Origin of the sequence: Sedimentitalea sp. (genome assembly GCF_039973035.1) — a bacterium.
GTDB lineage: Bacteria > Pseudomonadota > Alphaproteobacteria > Rhodobacterales > Rhodobacteraceae > Sedimentitalea.
In genome coordinates this window covers 1-20146 of record NZ_JBDWLR010000092.1, presented here as the reverse complement: position 1 = coordinate 20146, position 20146 = coordinate 1, and the positions used below count along the sequence as shown (strand labels likewise).

The 20146-nt window shown below is 57.7% G+C and carries 20 protein-coding genes and 1 pseudogene; 15 read left to right on the top strand and 6 right to left on the bottom strand.

The features are described 5' to 3' along the window. Positions 1-201: pseudogene (locus tag ABJO75_RS24575) on the top strand (IS110 family transposase); the annotation flags it as partial. Positions 202-532: 331 nt separating this feature from the next. Here the strand turns inward: ABJO75_RS24575 and ABJO75_RS24570 are convergent. Genes ABJO75_RS24570 through ABJO75_RS24555 form a run of 4 tightly spaced genes read right to left on the bottom strand, consistent with a single transcriptional unit; the run spans position 533 to position 4434 of the window. Next, positions 533-1135 carry an amino acid synthesis family protein gene (locus ABJO75_RS24570; RefSeq protein ID WP_348432627.1) on the bottom strand — a complete coding sequence of 201 codons (603 nt, stop codon included), beginning with the start codon at positions 1133-1135 and terminating at the stop codon, positions 533-535. Positions 1136-1149: 14 nt separating this feature from the next. Next, positions 1150-3246, bottom strand: a complete 2097-nt coding sequence (locus ABJO75_RS24565) for a CoA transferase (RefSeq protein WP_348432626.1) — start codon at positions 3244-3246, stop codon at positions 1150-1152. Continuing rightward, positions 3243-4043 carry an alpha/beta hydrolase gene (locus ABJO75_RS24560; RefSeq protein WP_348432625.1) on the bottom strand — a complete coding sequence of 267 codons (801 nt, stop codon included), beginning with the start codon at positions 4041-4043 and terminating at the stop codon, positions 3243-3245. Before ABJO75_RS24560 ends, ABJO75_RS24565 begins: the two co-directional genes overlap by 4 nt. Next, positions 4036-4434 (bottom strand): RidA family protein, encoded by a 399-nt coding sequence (locus ABJO75_RS24555; protein WP_348286171.1) that lies wholly within the window; start codon positions 4432-4434, stop codon positions 4036-4038. Before ABJO75_RS24555 ends, ABJO75_RS24560 begins: the two co-directional genes overlap by 8 nt. A gap of 141 nt (positions 4435-4575) precedes the next feature. On the opposite strand from ABJO75_RS24555, the gene ABJO75_RS24550 reads away from it, so the two are divergent. Genes ABJO75_RS24550 through ABJO75_RS24530 form a run of 5 tightly spaced genes read left to right on the top strand, consistent with a single transcriptional unit; the run spans position 4576 to position 9378 of the window. After that, a complete protein-coding gene (locus ABJO75_RS24550; protein ID WP_348286173.1) occupies positions 4576-6057 on the top strand; it encodes an aldehyde dehydrogenase in 1482 nt (493 codons plus the stop codon). Beyond that, positions 6054-6557 carry an SRPBCC family protein gene (locus tag ABJO75_RS24545; protein WP_348432623.1) on the top strand — a complete coding sequence of 168 codons (504 nt, stop codon included), beginning with the start codon at positions 6054-6056 and terminating at the stop codon, positions 6555-6557. The genes ABJO75_RS24550 and ABJO75_RS24545 overlap by 4 nt, the downstream gene beginning before the upstream one ends. Positions 6558-6582: 25 nt before the next feature. Further along, complete coding sequence (locus ABJO75_RS24540) at positions 6583-7623, top strand: LLM class flavin-dependent oxidoreductase (protein ID WP_348286177.1); 1041 nt, start codon at positions 6583-6585, stop codon at positions 7621-7623. 4 nt (positions 7624-7627) lie between these two features. Further along, on the top strand, positions 7628-8431 hold the full coding sequence (locus tag ABJO75_RS24535; protein WP_348432622.1) for a carnitinyl-CoA dehydratase: 804 nt from the start codon (positions 7628-7630) through the stop codon (positions 8429-8431). After that, a complete protein-coding gene (locus tag ABJO75_RS24530) occupies positions 8428-9378 on the top strand; it encodes a 3-hydroxyacyl-CoA dehydrogenase NAD-binding domain-containing protein (RefSeq protein ID WP_348432620.1) in 951 nt (316 codons plus the stop codon). The genes ABJO75_RS24535 and ABJO75_RS24530 overlap by 4 nt, the downstream gene beginning before the upstream one ends. On the opposite strand, the gene ABJO75_RS24525 is transcribed toward ABJO75_RS24530, so the two are convergent. Then, a complete protein-coding gene (locus ABJO75_RS24525) occupies positions 9360-10418 on the bottom strand; it encodes a GlxA family transcriptional regulator (RefSeq protein WP_348432619.1) in 1059 nt (352 codons plus the stop codon). The two genes, ABJO75_RS24530 and ABJO75_RS24525, sit on opposite strands and share 19 nt — an antisense overlap. A gap of 132 nt (positions 10419-10550) precedes the next feature. Here ABJO75_RS24525 and ABJO75_RS24520 point away from each other — a divergent pair, with 132 nt between their 5' ends. The 9 genes from ABJO75_RS24520 to ABJO75_RS24480 all read left to right on the top strand — a co-directional run bounded on the left by ABJO75_RS24520 (position 10551) and on the right by ABJO75_RS24480 (position 20076). Next, entirely contained in the window at positions 10551-11441 is an 891-nt protein-coding gene (locus ABJO75_RS24520) for a 3-keto-5-aminohexanoate cleavage protein (protein WP_348286185.1), read from the top strand. Beyond that, positions 11434-12435 carry an ABC transporter ATP-binding protein gene (locus tag ABJO75_RS24515; RefSeq protein WP_348432618.1) on the top strand — a complete coding sequence of 334 codons (1002 nt, stop codon included), beginning with the start codon at positions 11434-11436 and terminating at the stop codon, positions 12433-12435. Before ABJO75_RS24520 ends, ABJO75_RS24515 begins: the two co-directional genes overlap by 8 nt. Before the next feature lie 79 nt (positions 12436-12514). Further along, positions 12515-13621: an extracellular solute-binding protein gene (locus tag ABJO75_RS24510; RefSeq protein WP_348432617.1), complete on the top strand. Its 1107-nt coding sequence runs from the start codon at positions 12515-12517 to the stop codon at positions 13619-13621. Between the two features lie 55 nt (positions 13622-13676). Next, positions 13677-14525, top strand: a complete 849-nt coding sequence (locus ABJO75_RS24505) for an ABC transporter permease (protein ID WP_348432616.1) — start codon at positions 13677-13679, stop codon at positions 14523-14525. Next, a complete protein-coding gene (locus tag ABJO75_RS24500; protein ID WP_348432614.1) occupies positions 14522-15319 on the top strand; it encodes an ABC transporter permease in 798 nt (265 codons plus the stop codon). Before ABJO75_RS24505 ends, ABJO75_RS24500 begins: the two co-directional genes overlap by 4 nt. An 18-nt stretch (positions 15320-15337) precedes the next feature. Next, entirely contained in the window at positions 15338-16492 is a 1155-nt protein-coding gene (locus ABJO75_RS24495) for an acyl-CoA dehydrogenase family protein (protein ID WP_348432628.1), read from the top strand. Further along, positions 16489-18582, top strand: coding sequence for an acetate--CoA ligase family protein (locus ABJO75_RS24490; RefSeq protein ID WP_348432612.1), 2094 nt, complete (start codon positions 16489-16491; stop codon positions 18580-18582). The genes ABJO75_RS24495 and ABJO75_RS24490 overlap by 4 nt, the downstream gene beginning before the upstream one ends. Further along, complete coding sequence (locus ABJO75_RS24485) at positions 18579-19715, top strand: serine hydrolase domain-containing protein (RefSeq protein ID WP_348432611.1); 1137 nt, start codon at positions 18579-18581, stop codon at positions 19713-19715. Before ABJO75_RS24490 ends, ABJO75_RS24485 begins: the two co-directional genes overlap by 4 nt. Positions 19716-19761: 46 nt before the next feature. Beyond that, positions 19762-20076: a hypothetical protein gene (locus ABJO75_RS24480; RefSeq protein ID WP_348432610.1), complete on the top strand. Its 315-nt coding sequence runs from the start codon at positions 19762-19764 to the stop codon at positions 20074-20076. Here ABJO75_RS24480 and ABJO75_RS24475 read toward each other — a convergent pair. Further along, the coding region (locus tag ABJO75_RS24475; protein WP_348374141.1) for an IS3 family transposase at positions 20026-20146 on the bottom strand (121 nt) is incomplete at its 5' end. The two genes, ABJO75_RS24480 and ABJO75_RS24475, sit on opposite strands and share 51 nt — an antisense overlap.

The window sequence follows — 20146 nt, the reverse complement described above, 5'->3', positions numbered from 1 at the left end:
CGCCGGTTACTCGTCACCGGCGCCATGTCGGTGATCAGTGCATCGGAGCGAAAAGGTCGTTGCGATGATCCTTGGCTTGCGAATATGCTGAAAAAGAAGCCACGCTTGGTTGCCGCTGTGGCACTTGCAAATAGGATGGCCGGTCAATTGTGGGCCATGATGGTAACAGAGAAGAATTACGAAATTCGAGCTGCTGTGTAAGGCAACGGCGCCGGATACCGGCAGGACTGAAGAGGCGAAGGAAAGTTACGGAACACGGATCAAGAGATTGAACTGGAATACCCAGAATATGCGCGTGGCCAAAAATAGGCCGCATAAGTGATTGGGAACCAGATCGCGTATCTCCATAAAGGCCCGCCGCCATTTGTCGCGGCAACTACGAGGCCGGACACCTGACTGCCCTGATCAGTCGTTCCAAGACTTGCCGACGCCAAATTCAGCCACGGGGCATCCACACCCGCTTATGTTGCCCCAAAAATTTGGCGGTGCCGCTGTAAATTACTCTCAGGATACCACTTCTTGCGAGCGGCCGTCAGACACCTGCTGGGTTTTCTACATCCCGGCCCAAAGCGGCCAAATCGGAATATCTGTCACCAATGCGGTGATGCGGGCGGCCGCGGGTTGCAGCGCCAAGTGCGACAACCAATTCATCTACACCAGGCGCGTCGTAGATTGAAAACTGTACGGTCAGATAGTGTGAGCGCCGCCCCGTATCATGCTTGTCCATCAACGGAATTTGGATCTGCGTGTTGGCGGGGCCGCGCGTGTTGGTGAAACCCAGATAGCTTTTGGCGTCCACGGCCTCGCGGTAGAAATTGCCGAACTGCAAGGTGTGGATCAGCGCAGAGGCGTGTTCGACCTCGCAACTGGTGCCCGCGATGCAGGCCTTGCCGTAGGCCTCGATTGCCTCGCCAGACCCTGCCAATGCAATCAGGCGATCCGATAACATTTCGCCCAAAACAGGGGCCATCTGCTGAATTTCAGGTTGCAGGTCTTCGACAAAGCCGCGCCCCGCCCAAGGGTTCGCCACCACCGCTGCCACGCCGATCATGCGTAGCACTGGGTCAGCGGGGCGTCCGCCTTCGGTATGGATGTCTTCGTCAAAGGTGATGACTTTGCGCAGTTCGGGGATCATTTGGGTCTCTCCTGTCAGATGTGATATTTGTGGTTTCCAGCGAGGGTGTGCACGACGCCCTCAACTTCGTTTCCGTGGTAGATGCCAAAGGTGCCGTGCCGGTTTTCCTGCGCGTATCTTCGCAAAAGGGACCGTTCCGCATCATCGCGCACGCGGTCTAGGGGCAGGGCATCCAGATCATAGAATTTCAGGCCATTGCGGGCGTTGCCTTGCACATGGCCATGATAGACAATCCGCTGCGCGTCTGTGCCCGTCACTTGGTAGACGGCGTAAAGCTGGGCAAGTTCTGGTGTCAGGTCTTGGTCGCTCAAGGATCGGGTCAGCGTTTCCATCGAGGGGCCTGTGGGCAATGTGACGCTCCCCGTGTCGTCCTCGGCCAAAAGCAGCCTGTTTTTATGGCATAGCACAGCTGCGATGGTCGCATCTCCCGCCGTTGCAGCCGCCGTCACGGCGCGATCCAGACCAATGTCGAAATAGGCCCCTTTATAATAGCCAAGTGGTTGTCCATCTGCGGTCTCAAAATCCAGTACGCGACCAATCAAGATTAGGTGGTCGCCCGCATCCACCAAGCGGTGATGCTTGCAACAAAAGCTCGCCAATGCGCCGTCCATCACCGGCAGATTCTCTGTACCCGCATGCCAGTCTGCTAGGCTAAATTTATCGGTGGATTGTGATGCAAAAAGCCCTGAGAGTTCCTTTTGGTCATCCGCCAAAATGTTCACTGCAAAGTGGTCCGTACTGGCGAAGGTGTCACAAGACAGCGCGGCCTTGCCGATGCACACCAACAACAGTGGTGGGTCCAGTGAAACAGAGGTAAAGGAGTTCGCGGTAAAACCGCGTGGCGTGCCGTTGGGTTGGCGTGTCGTCACCACAGTTACGCCCGTCGCAAAACGGCCAAAGGCATCGCGCAGGCTGCGTTTGGTTTCGGGGTCCATCGGTGTGGCGGGGGCGATAGCGTCCAGCATCTGGTTGTCAGCGCCCAAGGCTGGTGGCGACGCAAGCGCACCATGTCCATGCGCGCCAAAGCGCAGAGGGTTAGCGGCAACCGTCCACGGTTTTTGCGCCGGATCAGGGCCGTTGATCTGAGCCAGCATCTTGCGGGCAGCGATATGAGGATCACGCGCAATGTTTGCGATGGTGTTCAGCGGGCCAAAGGGAACCTCGCCGCCCAAGGTCCGGGTCAGCTGTGCTTTGCTTTGTTTCGACGTCCATGCAGCGACAAGGCGATCCACCTTTGCCGCGTTCTGCGCACGCGCCGCGCGGGTGGCGAACAGGGGGTCCTTCCCAAGCTCTGGCTGTCCCATAAGTGTTGCCAACCGCTGCCAAAAGGCATCATCCACAATGCCAAGGGCAACATGCCCGTCAGCAGCAGGGTAGAGGCCAAAGGGGCTGAGGAAAGGGTGGCCATTGCCCTCGGGCCCTGGCACCACTCCCGTAATGTCATGCAAGTACACCATGCGTTCACACAGTGAGATCATCGCGTCGTACATTGCCACGTCGACGAACTGACCTTTGCCTGTGGCCTCGGCCTCGCGCAGGGCGGCCATGATGCCAAAGGCCATCATCATCCCCGCGAAAATATCGCCGACGCCGGGGCCTGTTTTTGTCGGACTGTTCGCGTCAGCCCCTGTGATCGCCATCAGCCCGCCCATGGCCTGCGCGACCACATCATAAGAGGGCCAATTGGTGTAGGGGCTTTCCCCTGTGCGCGGATCGCCAAAACCACGGATCGCGGCATAGACCAGTTTGGGATTGTCGGCGGCAAGGCTTTCATAGGACAGCCCCAGCCGATCCATCACTTTGGGGCGGAAGTTTTCGACGACAACATCGGCCGATGCCGCAAGGGCGCGAAACTGCGCCTTACCCTCAGCGGATTTGAGATCAAGTTGGATGCTTTTCTTGCCACGATTAAGGCTGATGAAATAGCCAGCCCAGTCGTGGTTCGGATCATCATCGCGAAACGGGCCGTTGCCGCGACTGGTATCCCCCGCGCCGCCTTCGATCTTGATCACCTCTGCGCCGTGATCCGCCAGATGCATGGTGCAATAGGGGCCAGACAACATGCGGCTTAGGTCCAGCACGCGCAATCCTTTGAGGATCTGCGTGCTCATGCTTTGGCGTCCAGTGCGTCAAGAAACGCAAACAGCGGTGTGTTCACGGCGCTTGGATCTTCGGCCAAAGCCATATGGCGCAAGCCCTTCAGGATCACGCTTTGTGCGCCCTCGATTTCAGCCGCGATGGCATGGGTCATTTCGGGGCCATTGCCATAGTCTTCGTCGCCGGTGATGACCAAGGTCGGGCAGATGATTGGTGGGGAGGGGGCGATGATCTCATCGATCCCGTCAGCAAGGACGCGGTAGATCGTATGATAGATGCCGATGTCATTTCCCGTGACCCAGCCACGGACGATGTCCATCATATCGGGGTTGGCCTGCTTGAAATCAGCGGTGAACCAGCGGTCCAACGCGGCCTCGACAGTGGACTGAGGGCCTTCATGGCGGGCTTGTTCTACACGCTTGAGGATCGCGTCTTGGGCATCTGCGCTGCGCTTGTGTGGGGAGTGGAGGATCACCAACCCCGTTGTTCTGTGCGCATGATCTTGTGCAAATCGGCGCACGATCATCCCGCCCAGCGAAAACCCGGCAAGGGTCGCGGTTTCAATTCCGCAATGGTCCAGCAGCGTGGCCAGTTGGTTTGAAAACAGCGACAGGTTGGGTGTTTCGGGCGGCGGTGCACTTTGCCCATGACCGTAAAGATCGTAGCAAAGCACGCGGTAGTGATCGTTTAGCGCAGGCGTCGTCCACTGCCAGCAATCGCGGTTCAGTCCCAGCCCGTGGATCATCACGATAACGGGCCCGTCGGCGGGACCGATCAGCGTGTAGGCGGTGCCGTCGGGCGACTTATGCATCGTCAACGGGGCGGTAGGCGACCACCTCTACCTCGACGCGGACATCGACCAGCAAGTCACTGACCACAGCGGAACGTGTGGGCGGCTCCACGGGGAAGTACTCTCCATAGATCGCGTTGAAGCCCGGGAAATCGCTGCGCTCACGCAGCCAGACCATGGCTTTGATCACGTCATCGCGGGTGCAATCGGCCAGCGCCAATGTGGCGGTGATGTCATCCAGCACGGCGCGGGTTTGCGCCTCGACGGTGCCTGTGGTCATGGGGGCGCCATTCTGCATCGGGATCTGACCTGTGAGGTACACAAAGTCGCCCGCGCGAATGCCACGGGACAGCGACAAAATCCGCCCGCCGATTTCCAGCGGGCCTCCGATGATTAGCTTTTTCTTGGCCATTGATACGCCTCCCTTGGTGTCAGCCTGCCCCGATCATCACAGAATGCTTTCGGATTTTTCGACAAGCGATGTCGTATTTTCCAGCACATCGGATGTGAAAGCGGACATGAATAGGCGGGTAACACAGGGGGGCCTTGCGCCATGGCGGATATCACAAGCTACCAAATGCTGATCAACGGTGAGTGGGTCGACGCGTCTGATGGTGGCACTTTCGAGAGCGTGAACCCAAGTGACGGCAAATTCTGGAGCCGCGTGCCAGAGGCAACAGAAGCTGACGTGAACCGCGCAGTTGAGGCCGCGCATGCCGCGTTCACCAAAGGCCCTTGGGCCAGCATGACCCCCACGCAGCGCGGCAAAACCTTGCGCAAGCTGGGTGACTTGCTGGCGGATCATTCCGAATTATTGGGCCGTACAGAATCGATTGATACGGGCAAGATGCTGAAAGAAACTCGCTGGCAGGCGACATATATCGCCGAGTTTTTCCACTTTTTTGCGGGCTGTGCGGACAAAGTCAGCGGGGAAACCCTGCCTATCGACAAGCCCGACATGTTTGTGTTCACTAAACGCGAACCGCTGGGCGTGGTCGCCGCCGTGGTGCCTTGGAATTCGCAGCTGTTTCTGGTGGCGGTCAAGATTGGACCCGCTCTGGCGGCGGGCAATACTGTGGTGCTCAAGGCCTCGGAACACGCCAGTGCCGCGATGCTGGAATTTGGCAAGCTGGTCGAACAGGCAGGCATTCCTGCGGGTGTTGTGAACATCGTCACAGGCCACGGAGAGCCTTGTGGGCGTGCGTTGACAGGCCACCCATTGGTCGCGCGTGTGTCCTTTACAGGCGGGCCAAATGCGGCGCGCCATGTACTGGAGAATGTGAAGAACAATTTTGCCGAAGTGTCCTTGGAACTGGGCGGAAAATCCCCGTTCATTGTCTTTGAAGACGCAAATATCGAAAGCGCGGTCAATGCCTCGATCGCGGGGATTTTCGGCGCCACGGGGCAAAGCTGTGTCGCGGGCTCGCGGCTTTATCTGCACGAAGACATTGCTGATGAATTCCTTGAGCAGATGACCACCTTGGCGCGTCAGATCGTGATCGGTGACCCGCTGGCAGAAGAAACTCAGATGGGGCCACTGTGCACCACGGGCCAGCTGGAGCACATCCAGCGCGAGGTTGCCCATGCCCAAAAGGAGGGTGGCAAAGTGTTGGTTGGAGGCAAGCAGCCCGACGGCATGTCGGGGTTGTTTTACGAACCCACAATCATCGAATGCCCACGGCAAGATCTGCGCATTGTCGACACCGAATTGTTCGGCCCTGTCCTGTCCGTGCAACGCTTCAAGACTGAGGAAGAAGTACTGGCGCTAGCCAATGAATCCGAACACGGGTTGGCCGCGGGCATCTTCACCAAAGACTCTGCGCGTTCCCTCCGCATGGCCAATTCCGTGCGTGCTGGCATCGTCTGGGTGAACACCTATCGCGTCGTGTCACCTATTGCGGAATTCGGTGGCGTCAAAGGGTCAGGTTATGGCCGCGAAAGCGGATTTCAGGCGATCTATGATTATACGCGCCCCAAGACGATCTGGATAAACACCTCGGATGAACCGATGGCCAACCCGTTTGTGATGCGATGACAATTGCGGCCCTGAAACCAGCGTTTGAGCGGTCGCGCGCAGCCGATCAACCCGTGTCACAGCCGCCTGCGTGTTACGTCGATGATGCGGACGATTACGTCGCCTTGGACGTCGCGGGCCAGCCCATCATTCTGCTGCACGACAAGGCGGGCAGCTTGCAGGCTTTTGCCAAAATCCACGCGCCTTGCCCGCTGGAAACGCTGTTCAGCACGCGAACCGAAGTGATCGAAGTCGCCTGCAACTGGAAAGCCTTCCTTGAGGTGTTCAACGAATATTACCACCTGCCGTTTGTGCACCCCGACTGCATTGGCGATGTCTGCGATCTGCCCGATACGCCCGAGGATGTGACGGGCGCCTATGTGACGCAATTTGGCGCAACCGAAGGCACGGGCGGTTTGTCGCACCCCGACGCACAGCAGGGTAGATTTCAGCCGTTGTTGGAACCCAACGTTGCGGGATTTGCCCGTTGGTTCGCAGACAAAATGATCGAAACATTGTGATGACCCCACGCGAAAGGACCCTGACATGAAATTCCAACTTGCGGTGAACATGGAACGGATTGACGACAGTCTGGATATGAAAGACGTCGCGCGCCACACCCTTGAAATGGTGCAGATTGCCGAGGCGGGCGGCTTTGATATTGTCTGGTCTGCCGAACACCATGCGCTGGAAATGACCATCGCGCCAAACCCGTTTCAGTTGCTGACGTGGTGGTCCACTGAAACCAGTAACATTCGTCTGGGAACAGCTGTGGCCACGGCCGCGTACTGGCACCCGATCAATCTGGCAGGCGAGGCGGCGTTCACCGATTTGATCAGCGGCGGGCGATTGGAATTCGGCATCGGCTCTGGCGCTTATCAACGCGAATTTGATCGCATGAAACCAGGCCTGAAACAGTCAGACGCTTGGCGCTACATGCAGGAAATGCTGCCCGCTGTGCGCGCGCTTTGGCAAGGCGATTATGCCCATGAGGGTGAGCACTGGCAGTTCCCCACTTCGACCTCTGTTCCCAAGCCCTTGCAGGCAGAGATGCCCGTCTGGGTCTCGGCGCGTTCGCCCATCACTTACGACTATGCGATGCGCGAAAAGTGTCACGTGAACTGCTGGCCTTTCACCCGCTCCTTTGCCGAAGCAGAATTGTATAAGCAACAGTTGGACGACGCGATTGTGAAGGCTGACAACGGTTGGAACCCGCGCTTTGCTCTGATGCGCCATTCATGTGTTTACGACAACGCGGCGGATGGTGAGAACGCGATGAACGCTGTGCGCCGTTTACTGAGCCAGTTCGAAAACCTTTACCGTAATCTGGGCGATGTGAAGGACGGCTTTCCCGCCTCGATCCCGCTGGACCAGTTGGAAGGACGCGAACAATATGACCCCGTCATGCTTGAGGAGAACCTGATGTTTGGTTCTCCCGATCGGGTCATCGAAAAGCTCAAGCGTTACCAAGCCTTGGGGGTGAACGAGTTTATTTATTACGCCTCCATGGGGCTCGATCACGCGTCACAACAAAAGTCGCTGCGCATGTTCGTGAACGAAGTCATGCCCGAATTCAAAGAAGGATAGTCCCATGTCAGACGGCGTAAAAGTCACCCGCGACGGCCATGTTCTGGAAGTCACCCTAGATCGCGGTAAGGTCAATGCCATTGACGTGCCTACGTCACAGGCTTTGGCGGCGGCGTTTCAGGAATTGCACGAAGACAGGGACCTGCGGTGCGCGATCCTGACCGGCGGAGGCGACAAGATTTTCTCGGCAGGATGGGATCTGAAGGCGCTTAACGACGGCGAAATGCAGCTTGATAACTGGTGGGAGGCCGACGAATACGGCTTTGGCGGGTTCACGGGGCTGACCGAGAATTGGGCGTTGAACAAGCCCGTCATCGCCGCGATCAATGGTTTGGCTATCGGTGGCGGGTTCGAAATGGCGATGGGCTGTGATCTGCTGATTGCTGCGGATCATGTGGAATTTGGCTTGCCCGAAATGCCGTTGGGGATTGTGCCTGACGCGGGCGCGTTGCAACGCTTGCCGCGTCGCATCCCGCATAACATCGCGATGGAGATGTTCCTGCTGGGGCGTCGCATGAAGGCAACTGAGGCCGCGCATTACGGGCTGGTCAACAAGGTGGTCCCCAAGGAACAGCTGATGGATGCGGCGCGCGAATGGGCGGCCTCAATCGCGTGGTCTGCCCCCTTGGCGATGCAATCCGTCAAAGAGGTGCAGCGCGAGATTGAGTGTGTGCCGCTCGAAAGCGCGTTCAACAAGATGCGCACGGACCCGATGCCGATTTATCGCAAGATGCTAAAGTCCGAGGATGCCAAAGAAGGTGTCGCTGCTTTTGTCGAAAAACGCGAACCGAACTTCAAAGGTGAATGATGTATCCTGATCCTTCCGCAATCACCCGCGTGACCAGTATTGGCGCGGGGCCCATCGGCGCTGGCTGGGCTGCGCATTTTCTGGCCCGCGGTTACGATGTGACCGCCTATCTGCATGACGCGGCTGAGACGGATGCGTTCAATTCCATCCTCAACACCGCATGGGGCAGCCTGACGGATTTGGGTCTGGCAGAGGGGGCCTCGCGTGACCGCTTGCGCATCGTCACCGATCTGAAAACGGCGCTGGACGGCGCGCAGTTCGTGCAAGAAAGCGCGCCCGAACGGTTGGAGATCAAGCAGGCTTTGTACAAGCAGATGGGGGATATCCTGCCCGCGTCTGTCGTGATCGGATCGTCCACATCGGGGCTGACCATGACGGAAATCCAAGCCACTTGTGCTACGCCAGAGCGCTGCGTTATCGGGCATCCGTTCAATCCACCTTACCTGCTGCCCTTGGTCGAAATCGTTGGCGGCGATCACACCGCACCCGATGCCGTGGCATGGGCTGGTAAGTTCTATGCAATCGCGGGCAAAGCACCTCTGCTTATGAAAAAGGAAATCCCCGGATTTGTGGCGACACGGCTGCAAGAAGCGCTTTGGCGCGAGGCCTTGCATATGGTGGCCAACGACGAAGCGACGCCCGAGGACATCGACATCGCCCTGATGAACGGCCCCGCACCGCGCATGGTGTCACAGGGCCAGTGCATGGCGTTCCACGTGGCTTGCGGCGCGGGGGGCATGGCGACCAATCTGGATCAATTTGGTCCTGCCCTGAAACTGCCGTGGACGCGGTTGGAGGCACCCGAACTCACCCGTGATCTGCGGGACCGTATGGTCGATGGTTGCAACGCCATCGCAGGGGATCGTCATTTTGAAGACATGGCAGCACAACGTGATCGCGAGATTGTCGCTGTGTTGCGCGCCTTGCGTCAATCGCGGTTAGGCTGAGCGCGCGCCGGTATTTCCTTTAGCGTTGAAAGGAAGTCAGACAGTGATCCCGGCCAACTTGGGGCGGCTTCATTGGCAGGCCACGCTTCGCGGTATTCTGACGGGCGGCGGCCAAAGAACTTACCAAAGGAAAACGCGAAATGCGACAGCGTGTTGAACCCTGACGCGGTGGCAATTTCACGCACGCTCAGGTTTGTTGAAATCAGCAATAACCGCGCGTTTTGCAACCGCCGCAACAGCCCGAATTGGACGACAGTGCAGCCCACGTGTTTCTTGAACTGGCGCTCCAACTGACGCTGGGACACGTCGAGGGTGTCGGCGATTTCGGGCACGCTCAACGGCTCCTCGATGTTCTGTTCGATAAGGGTCATCGCCTCGCGCACCAGCGGCAGCATCGTCTCTGTACTGCGCCCCATCGTACTGCGCTGAGATGAGACCGCGTTGCGGATCGGGTGGTGCAACATCTGGTCTGCGATCTCACCTGAAAAGCCGCTGCCGTGGGTCCGCTCAATCAGGCGCAGCATCAGGTCAACACCAGCCAATCCACCGGAACAGCTCATGATCTTGCCCTCGATGGTGAACAGGCACTCCTGCACATCGACACGGTCAAAGGATTCGCGAAACCCGCTTAGCCATGACCAATGGATGGTGGCGGGCTTGCGATCCAACAGACCTGCGCGCGCAACGATGTAGCAGCCAAGTTCTACCCCGCAGATGCTTTCACCAGCGCGGGCGCGTTTGCGCAGCCACGCGGTAAGGGCGCGATTTTCGTAATGCTCGGTGCCCCAACTGCCCAGCACAAAGACCAGATCCGCCGCAAGCAGCACGTCAGAGTCAGTGGCAACGGTGGTTTTCATGCCATTGCTTGCTACAATTTCAGCGCCATCGAACGATACGATTTCCCAAGAAAACAGCTGCTCTGGCGCGAGGTAATTCGCGATTCGCATCGTCTCGATCATGGTGATCAGCGTGGTGATATTGAACCGCGGCACGACCACAAAAATGGCGTGGATCGCGGCGCGGGGGCTTGGCTGTGTCATGTCAATTTGCATGGGCAAAGATCCAACAAGAATGGTGCGGTTTTTCGCCAATATAGCTGCAACACTGTCGAATAATCGACAATTTTTTTCATCGATTCCGCACCAAGCTAAACAAAAGGGGGGCTTTGCTAAATGAACTACGACGTTGTGCTGACCTGTGCCGTGACCGGCGCGGGCGATACCACGGGCAAAAGCCCGCATGTCCCCGTTACCCCAAAAGAGATCGCCGATGCCGCGATCGAGGCCGCCAAAGCAGGCGCTTCGGCGGCGCATATCCATGCGCGTGATCCAGAGACAGGGCAAGGGTCGCGTGACCCCAAACTGTTCAAGGAAATCGTAGACCGCATCCGCGAGAGTGACACCGATGTGGTGATCAACATCACCGCTGGCATGGGGGGTGATTGGGTGTCGGACCCTGCAAACCCCGCGATGCCAGGGCCGGGGACAGACATGATCGGCCCCGAAGAACGGCTAGCTCATATCAAGGAATGCATGCCCGATATCTGTTCGCTTGATTGCGGGACGTTGAATTTTTCCGACACGGATATGATCTATATATCGACCCCGCCAACACTGCGCAAAATGGCCGCCCTTGTGCAGGAATGGGGTGTGAAGCCCGAGCTGGAGGTTTTTGATCTGGGTCACATCCGCTTTGCCAAAGCAATGGTGGAAGAGAGACTGATCGACGCGCCGCCCATGTTCCAGCTTTGTCTTGGCATCCCGTGGGGCGCTGACCAGACGGTTGAAACGATGGCCGCCATGAAAGCGCAACTGCCTGCCGGTGCGAGCTGGGCCAGCTTTGGCATCGGGCGCGGGCAAATGCCTATGGCTGCAGCGTCCGTCGCGCTTGGAGGCAACGTGCGGGTCGGGCTTGAGGATAACATCTATCTGGAGCGAGGCGTGCTGGCGAGCAACGCGCAACTGGTCACCAAAGCGCGCGAGATCATCGAGCGTATGGGCGGCCGTGTCGTCGCGCCGCAAGAGGCGCGCAACAAGCTGAACCTGCGGGGGGCTGATGGCTGATCCCGCTGATATTGGCAGTTTGCAAATCCAAAATGTCTCAAAGCTGTTTGGAACGTTCAAAGCGGTCAACGACATTTCTTTGGACATCCGCAAGGGCGAGTTTCTGACGCTGCTTGGCCCTTCCGGATCGGGCAAAACCACATTGTTGATGATGATCGCAGGGTTCTTGGATATTTCCGAGGGGGATATCGCGCTGGACAGTGCCTCTATCGCGAAGGTGCCTGCCGAAAAACGCTACTTTGGCATGGTTTTTCAGGGCTACGCGCTGTTTCCGCATATGTCTGTGCGCGACAACATCGGCTATGCACTAAGCGTGCGGAAACGGCCCAAAGCCGAGATCAAGGCGCGTGTCGACGAGATGCTAGAGTTGGTACAATTGCAGGAATTCGCGGACCGCAAACCGGGCCAGTTGTCAGGCGGGCAACAACAGCGTGTCGCGCTTGCACGCGCACTTTGTTTTGCACCACCTGTGCTGTTGCTTGACGAACCGCTGGGCGCTTTGGACAAGAAGCTGCGCGTCGAGGTGCAAGAGCAGCTCAAGGACATTCACCGCCGCGTCGGCACGACATTTATCTACGTGACTCACGATCAGGAGGAGGCGCTGTCGATGTCCGATCGCATCGTTATCATGCGCGACGGTGCCATCGAACAGGTCGGCACGCCCAAGGAATTGTACGAGCGGCCCAATAGCGCATTCACTGCCAGCTTTCTGGGGAAGTCCAACTTTATCCAAGCGAACGGCAAGATCTGTGCCCTGCGCCCCGAGAAGATCGACCTTGCTTCAGGCACTGGCCACAAGGATGCGCGGATGAGCGGGACAGTGCGTTCTGCCACCTATTTCGGGTCCATGCAGCGGGTCATTGTCGACACGTCCGAGGGCCAAGAGATCGAGGTCGATATCGACGTGTGGCGTAATGGTGATGCGCTAAACGCAGGTGATCCCGTAGATCTGTTTTGGAGCGACGCGGCCGCCGTAGAGTTGCAGACGGGCTAACCGCCCAAATATTCAGAACGCCATAAAGGCGTCATTTCGAAGAAACCGGGAAATCCCCGAACCCATTAGGAGGAACAAGATGCACGATACACAGTTTATGAAAGAGACACTGCAAGACAGTGCGCACGCCTACAAAGATGGCCGCATGGACCGCCGCACGTTCTTGGCGCTTTGTGGTGCGTCGGGTGTTGCCCTAAGTGCTGTGATGGCAGGCGACGCCGAAGCCGCAGCCGATCACGTTGTTATGTGGAACTGGGGTGGCCAGTCCGAGGAATGCCACGGCTCTGCCATCGGTGAGGCGTTTACGACCAGCACGGGTAAGGGGCTCAAGTTTGACACCTCTGGCCCGCTTGAAGGCAAGATCAAAGAGATGGTCGACAGTGGCAATGTCACCGCCGATGTCGCCGATGCGGACCTGTTCAACGCGGTATCTCTGGGGCCAACAGGCCACCTTGAGCCGATCGATTATTCTGTCGTGTCTAAGGACAAAACCCTGCCCGGCTACGCGCTGGAACATGGGGTTTCCGTGATCCTGTATGGCTACGCGTTCGTCTATGACACCGAAGTCTACGGCGATAACCCACCGCAGAACTGGGCCGATTTCTTTGACACAGCCAAGTTCCCTGGCATGCGTTCGCTTTACAAATGGGCCAATGGGTCGCTTGAGGCTGCGTTGATGGCCGACGGTGTGGCGGGGGATGCGCTGTATCCGCTTGATATGGACCGTGCCTTGGCCAAGATCAAATCGATCAAAGATGACAGCTTGTACTGGGGCTCCGGTTCCGAGGCGCATTCCATGGTCGTCAACGGCGAAGTGTCGATGGGGATGATCTGGCAGAACCGAGGTCGCAACATCGAGAACGACACCGATGGGCGCTACAAACTGGTCAACAATCAGGCGATGGCGATGCCGGGTGCCTACATTGTCCCAAAGGGAAACCCCGCTGGTGCTGCCGTGATGCAGTTCATCGCGACCGCGCAGGAAGTGCCCGCACAGCTTGCCTTGCTTGACTGTCTTGGCATGACGCCGTCGAACCCCGAGGCCTTTGGACAGATCCCCGAGGATCAGCAGGATTATGCAATCACCTCGGCCAAGAACATCGACAAGATCGTTTACAATGATCCCGATTGGTGGGGCAAAAATGGCGGTGACGCGGTGAACGCTTTCCTTGAAGCGATCAGCTAACCCCAACCGCTGGCCGCGCTTTTCCTGAGGCGCGGCCAGCCATTTAGGATTTCCTATGCAAGCCCTCACCCGTCATATCCATCCCGGATGGTTGATCATCGCGCCCTTGTTGGTGCTGGTGGTGGCGCTGTATTTTGGGCCGATTCTGAACATTCTGTGGCTGTCGGTCACGGACCCCGAGCCGGGCTTTGGCAATTACGCCAAGCTGGGCGAAAGCGACGCGCTGCTGCGCATAGTCTGGACCACGGTGCGCATTTGCCTGATCACCACTTTGTTCAGCGTCACGCTGGGCTACTCCATCGCTTACGCCATGGTGCACTGCCACCAACGCCAAAAGAACTATATGCTGACGTTGCTGCTTGTGTCCTTTTGGATCTCCATCCTTGTGCGGACCTTTAGCTGGCTGATGCTGCTGGGGCGTAAAGGGCTGGTGAACGGCACGCTGGAAAACATTGGTCTGATCGCAGAGCCTATCGCGTTTATGCGCAATGAGCTAGGCGTGCTGATCGGCATGATCCACTACATGATCCCATATGCGGTGTTGCCTTTGCTAGTGTCGATGCAGTCGCTTGATACCCGCGTGATGGATGCCTCGCGCAATTTGGGTGCCACGGGCAGCCAGACATTTTGGCGCATTTACCTGCCACTGACCATGCCGGGGCTGGTTGCCTCCACGCTGCTGGTGTTCATCCTTAGCCTTGGTTTCTATGTGACGCCCGCGGTGCTGGGCGGTGGCAAGGTCCTGATGGTGGCTGAATACATTTCGGTGCAACTGCTGGTCACGCTCAAATGGGGCACGGCGACGATGCTGGCGGCACTTATGCTGTTTGGCGTGCTGGCGATGCTTTGGGTGATGTCGCGCTTCATGAAGCTCAGCACGGTATTCGGAGGGGCGGCGCGATGACCTCGGGTCTGTTCGCCAAATTCAATCGCGCGGGCGCATGGGTGCTGCTGCTGTTTCTGGTGACGCCTGCGCTGATCGCGATCCCTGTATCGCTGACGCCCAAGCGGTTCCTCTCGATGCCCAAGGGCGAGATATCGTGGCGCCACTTTGAAAACTTGTTCACCTCCGAGGAATGGCTTTCCAGCTTTTTCCAAAGTGGTGTAATCGCGGTTTCCACATCCCTGCTGGCGACTTTCCTTGGCACGCTCTGCGCGATTGGGTTGTGGCGGGTGTCGTCGAAATATTCGGAACTGGTGCGCGCCTTTTTGTTGCTGCCGCTGATCATCCCACAGATCATTTCGGCGATGGCGTTCTATCGCCTGTGGATCCCGCTGGGCTTGCTGGACAGTTACGCCGGGTTGATTCTTGCCCATACAATTTTGGCGGCCCCCATGGTGCTGATCACGGTCAGCGCATCGCTTGCCACCTTTGATCCCAAGCTTGAACAGGCAAGCAAAAACCTTGGGGCCTCCAACTGGACCACCATGCGCCGTGTGATCCTGCCATCTATCAAACCGGGGGTTTTTGCGGGTGCACTGTTTGCGTTCATCCTTAGCTGGGATGAGATCGTCGTGACCCTGTTCATTTCCAAATACAGTGTTTACACACTGCCGCGCCGCATGTGGAACGGCATCCGCGAAAATACCGATCCGACGGTGGCCGCTGCCGCTGTTGTTCTCATCGCCATCACCCTTATCGCCTTCGTGATCTTCGCGATCATGTCCCGCCGCAATGCCAAATCTCAGGCCCAGTAAACGAGGCTCAGTATGTATATGGAAACTAATCACGAAACCGACCTGTTGGTCAGCACCGTTCGCCGCTTTGTGGAAACAGAGATGTTCCCCCACGAGGAAGAAGTCGACCGTCTGGGTCATGTCCCCGAAGAGATTGGCCGTCAGATCGAAACGCGCGCGCGGGAACTGGGTCTCTACGCCTGCAACCTGCCCGAAGACGTTGGTGGTGGCGGGTTGAACATTTCGCAGATGGCCTTGATCGAACGCGAATATGGCAAGACCAGCCACGCGCTGCAAAGCTGGGCCGCACGCCCCACCGAATTGCTGATGGCTTGCGATGCGGAACAGCGCGAGAGGTATCTTTTCCCTGCCGTGCGCGGCGAAAAACGAGAGCTGTTTGCGTTGACCGAACCCGATGCCGGATCAGACGTGATGGGCATGAAAACCAATGCGCGCCGCGATGGGGATGACTGGATTTTAAACGGGTCCAAACACTTTATCTCGGGTCCCTGCATGCCTGATTTTGCCATCGTTTTTGCCGCTACTGGCGTAGACGAAACCCCGCGTGGGCCGCGCAAACGGGTCACGGCTTTTCTGGTCGATGTGGGCACCAAGGGGTTCGACTGCCGCGAAGGCACCAAATGCGTCAGCTATCGGGGTTACAAGACGTTCGAGCTGCATTTTGACAACGTGCGCCTGAGCGCTGCCCAAGTGTTGGGCGAAGAGGGCAAGGGGCTAGAGCTGTCTGGCAAATGGCTCGGCATGGGGCGCATTTGGGTCGGTGCCACCTGCTGTGGCAAGGCCGAGCGTATCTTGGATATGGCCACGGAATGGGCCGCATCGCGCAAGCAGTTCGGCAAGCCGATTGGCGCGTTTCAGGCGACGGGGTTTCGGTTGGCGGATGGCGCGATGCAATTGCGCGCGGCAGACCTGATGGTCAAAGACGCCGTGGCCCGCGCCGAGCAAGGCGTGATGAGCGACGCGGATGCAGCGATGATCAAGGTGTTTTGCTCAGAAATGCTGGGCAAGATTGCGGACGATGCGGTGCAAATCTACGGCGGCATGGGCCTGATGGAGGAAATGCCGATCCAGCGGTTCTGGCGCGACAGTCGCCTTGAGCGCATCTGGGACGGCACCTCTGAAATTCAGCGCCACATCATCACTCGCTCCATCCTGCGGCCCTTGGGTGCATGACCCCGACGCAGCGCGCAAATTTCCAACGGCTGCTGCGGCCACGCCACATTGCCTTTATCGGTGGGCGTGATGCCACTATCGCTGTGCGCGAGGCCCGCAGGCGGGGCTTTGCAGGACAGATGTGGGCAGTAAACCCCAAACGCGCTGATCTGGACGGTGTGCCATGTGTGCCCACCATCGCGGATTTGCCCCAAGTACCTGACGCCGTCTATCTGGCCATCCCAGCGGGGGGTGTCGTGGCGGCCTTGCGCGAACTTGCCGCGCTGGGAGTGGGCGGCGTTGTCTGTTTTTCCGCAGGCTTCAAGGAAACGGGCGACGCTGCGGGCGAACAGGCGCTGATCGAGGCCACGGGCGACATGGCTCTGATCGGCCCCAACTGTTACGGGTTGATCAACTATATCGACAACACCGCATTGTGGTCCTTTGAACACGGCGGTTGGTCGCCCGGCTACGGGGCTGCGATCATCACCCAGTCGGGTATGTTTTCGTCCGACATCACCATGAGCCAACGCTCCTTGCCGCTGGCCTATATGGTCTCTGCGGGCAATCAGGCGGTGCTGGGGCAGGAAGATTATCTGGATATTTTTGCGGATGACCCTGCCGTGCGCGCCATTGGTCTGCACATCGAAGGGTTGCAAGATATTCCCCGCTTTGAACGCACTGCACTCAGGGCATTGTCCAAGGGCATTCCCGTTGTCGCGCTCAAGACCGGCAGTTCTGCGATCGGGTCTGCATTAACCGTCAGTCATACCGGATCACTGTCTGGCTCGAGTGAGCTTTATGAGGCGCTTTTTGCACGTACAGGCGTCATCAGTGTGAGCAACCCCTCGCAATTTCTCGAAACGCTCAAGTTTCTCTGTGCGGTCGGCGCCCCCAAGGGGCCGCGTGTCGCAGGGTTCACCTGCTCGGGTGGTGGGGCGACGATGTTGGCGGATTACGCAGAAAAGATTGGACTGACGTTTCCGCCTGTTGATCCTGCCCAAGAACCTGCGCTTACCGCGCTGTTGCCTGACATTGCAACTGTGTCGAACCCGCTGGATTATACCACACCGATTTGGGGGCAGAGCGAGTATACCTATCCTGTTTTTGCCAAAGCTATTGCTGCCGTGAACGCGGATGTTGCAGTTTTGGTTCAGGATTATCCTGCTGCTGGGTTGGATGCGTCCAAGGGATACTATCAACAGGATGCTGCGGCCTTTGGGCGGGCAGCCAAAGAAAAGGGCCTGCCAGCCGCCATCTGTGCCACTTTGCCCGAGAATATGGATGTTGAGACCCGCCAGCTCCTGATCGCTGGGGGGCTGGCTCCGATGCAGGGGATCCACGAGGCTTTGACGGCCATTGGTCAGGCGGCGGCTTGGGCGCAAACCCGTGCACACATCGCTGATGCTGGGCCAGCGCCTTTGCATACGGCTGTTCAGGTCGGGGCGTTGGAAATGTTAACCGAGGATAGGGGCAAAAGTTGGTTGGCGAGCAAAGGTGTGGTGGTGCCAAAGGGCCGGGTGGCCTGTGTAGATGAGATCGCTCATGTGGCGACCGATATTGGCTTTCCGGTAGCGCTCAAGATGATGAGCCCGTTTTTAGCACATAAGACCGAGGCAGGAGCGGTGGCATTGAACTTGAGTGACGCGGGTGCCGTTTCAGCAGCATTGGCGCAGATGCAAACTGACGTATTTGCACACAATCCCAAAGCGATCGCAGACCAGTTCTTAATCGAGGCAATGTCGTCCCCACCCTTGGCCGAACTCATCGTCACCTTGCGCAGTGATCCACAGTTTGGCGCGGCGCTGGTGCTTGGCAGTGGTGGCGTTCTAGTTGAGTTGGTGGGCGATGCTGTGACGCTGCTTTTGCCCTCAACCCCGGATGACATTGAAAAGGCTCTACGAAATCTGCGGGTGGCACGGTTACTTGAGGGCTTTAGGGGCCGTGCAAAAGCAGACCTTCCCAAAATCGCGGCTCAAATCCACACGCTCTGCCAAGCCTACCTACAAGAGCGTGCCAGCATCGCCGAGATCGAGATCAACCCGCTATTTGTATACGCCGGTCACATTTGCGCAGTAGATGCATTGTTGCACCGTGTGGTTGCGTCATGAGCGGCCCACGCATCATTTCTAACCCTGATCTGACTGTCGGCGCGGACAACAAGCAACGCTGGAACCAGCCCGCGCATCGCCGTCACGGTTTTCATAACGCGCATCATCTGTTTCGCCGCGCGCTGATGGTGCGGTCGCGCAATGTGTTGATGTTAGAACCAGCAAAGCACACACTGACGGATCAACCGGCAAAACTGAAAGACCTGTTGACCCATCCAGCGTTCTCGGCGCTCTGCTGTATTCAGGGCAACCGTATCGTGATGGAAGCGGCGGCAGTTGATTTCACAACGACAACACCGCATTCCATTCAATCTGTATCCAAGTTGCACATCCATCTGATTGTCGGGCTACTTTTGGAACAGGGCTTGATATCGCTTGAGGCTAAGGTTGTAGACTATCTGCCAGACATCGGAACTGGGTATGCGCAAGCCACGGTACAATCGCTGTTGGATATGACCGTCAGCAACGATTTTTCCGAAGACTACAGCGACCCGCAATCGGATTGTTATACCGAGGAAATCGCCTTGGGCTGGCGGTTGCCCGCAAATAATTTGGCAGAGACCACTTTGGTTGACTTCACCAATGCGATCCCCGGCTTCAAATCAACACATCAGCGCGGCCATGCTGATTACAAATCCGCCAATACCGATGTCCTGACCCGTATCGCGGCGGCTGTTTCGCCAAAACCCTTGGCGCAGCTTATTGAGGACATCGCAGATGCCGCCGGATACGAAAGCGCGTTTCACATCAGCCGCAGCCCTGACGGCTTTCCCGCCTTTTCTGGCGGAGGCTGCCTGAGTGCGCGTGACCTTGCGCGATTTGGATTGTTGTTTGCGCGGGCAGGTTGCGACATTTCGGGTGAATCTTTTGCGAATGAAGCTTTCATCGCCCATAGCCTGTCGCGCAATGCCCCCAAACTCACCCCTCCAAAGGACTGGCTTCGGTATTCAAACCACCTGATGACAGACGGGCGATTTGTCGGGCATGCTGGATACGGCGGGCAGTTTCTGATGGTCGACACGCAGTCGGGGACGTCCTGCGCCTTTCTCAGCGTCTTGGAAAACGATGTCGGTTACGATGACAGCTATATGGCTCTTGTTGCGCAAAGCCTGCGAGAGCTGTGCGATCGCTGAGGCGGGCACAGGGCCGAAATTGATAACAAAATAGAAAGGCGAAGAAATGAGCGCATTTGATGAAGACTTGTTCCTGAAAGGGCTTGAGCAACGCAAAGCCACGCTGGGTGCCGAGTATGTCGAGAAAAACCTCGCGGCAGCGGATGATTTTACCCGTCCCTTCCAAGAAGCGATGACAGCGTGGTGCTGGGGGTTTGGCTGGGGTGACGATATCATTGATGCAAAGACGAGATCCATGATGAACCTGTCAATGATCGGGGCCTTGGGGAAAATGGACCTGTCACGCTTTTGTGCCGCCCCAAGTGCTCGTTTAAGCCACCTTTCGTTCGAAGGCGACAGGGCTTTTCCAGCCCAGTGCTGAGTGGCGGCGACGCGGATTGTAGAAGCCGTTGATGTATTCGAAGATGGCCATTTCAGCCTTGCGCCGCGTC

Coding starts and splice junctions, on each gene's coding strand:
- ABJO75_RS24490 (WP_348432612.1), top strand. CDS start 16,489: ATGACCCCGACGCAGCGCGCAAATTTCCAACGGCTGCTGCGGCCACGC.
- ABJO75_RS24505 (WP_348432616.1), top strand. CDS start 13,677: ATGCAAGCCCTCACCCGTCATATCCATCCCGGATGGTTGATCATCGCG.
- ABJO75_RS24550 (WP_348286173.1), top strand. CDS start 4,576: ATGGCGGATATCACAAGCTACCAAATGCTGATCAACGGTGAGTGGGTC.
- ABJO75_RS24525 (WP_348432619.1), bottom strand. CDS start 10,418: ATGACACAGCCAAGCCCCCGCGCCGCGATCCACGCCATTTTTGTGGTC.
- ABJO75_RS24535 (WP_348432622.1), top strand. CDS start 7,628: ATGTCAGACGGCGTAAAAGTCACCCGCGACGGCCATGTTCTGGAAGTC.
- ABJO75_RS24515 (WP_348432618.1), top strand. CDS start 11,434: ATGGCTGATCCCGCTGATATTGGCAGTTTGCAAATCCAAAATGTCTCA.
- ABJO75_RS24530 (WP_348432620.1), top strand. CDS start 8,428: ATGATGTATCCTGATCCTTCCGCAATCACCCGCGTGACCAGTATTGGC.
- ABJO75_RS24485 (WP_348432611.1), top strand. CDS start 18,579: ATGAGCGGCCCACGCATCATTTCTAACCCTGATCTGACTGTCGGCGCG.
- ABJO75_RS24555 (WP_348286171.1), bottom strand. CDS start 4,434: ATGGCCAAGAAAAAGCTAATCATCGGAGGCCCGCTGGAAATCGGCGGG.
- ABJO75_RS24560 (WP_348432625.1), bottom strand. CDS start 4,043: ATGCATAAGTCGCCCGACGGCACCGCCTACACGCTGATCGGTCCCGCC.
- ABJO75_RS24480 (WP_348432610.1), top strand. CDS start 19,762: ATGAGCGCATTTGATGAAGACTTGTTCCTGAAAGGGCTTGAGCAACGC.
- ABJO75_RS24520 (WP_348286185.1), top strand. CDS start 10,551: ATGAACTACGACGTTGTGCTGACCTGTGCCGTGACCGGCGCGGGCGAT.
- ABJO75_RS24495 (WP_348432628.1), top strand. CDS start 15,338: ATGGAAACTAATCACGAAACCGACCTGTTGGTCAGCACCGTTCGCCGC.
- ABJO75_RS24500 (WP_348432614.1), top strand. CDS start 14,522: ATGACCTCGGGTCTGTTCGCCAAATTCAATCGCGCGGGCGCATGGGTG.
- ABJO75_RS24570 (WP_348432627.1), bottom strand. CDS start 1,135: ATGATCCCCGAACTGCGCAAAGTCATCACCTTTGACGAAGACATCCAT.
- ABJO75_RS24510 (WP_348432617.1), top strand. CDS start 12,515: ATGCACGATACACAGTTTATGAAAGAGACACTGCAAGACAGTGCGCAC.
- ABJO75_RS24540 (WP_348286177.1), top strand. CDS start 6,583: ATGAAATTCCAACTTGCGGTGAACATGGAACGGATTGACGACAGTCTG.
- ABJO75_RS24545 (WP_348432623.1), top strand. CDS start 6,054: ATGACAATTGCGGCCCTGAAACCAGCGTTTGAGCGGTCGCGCGCAGCC.
- ABJO75_RS24565 (WP_348432626.1), bottom strand. CDS start 3,246: ATGAGCACGCAGATCCTCAAAGGATTGCGCGTGCTGGACCTAAGCCGC.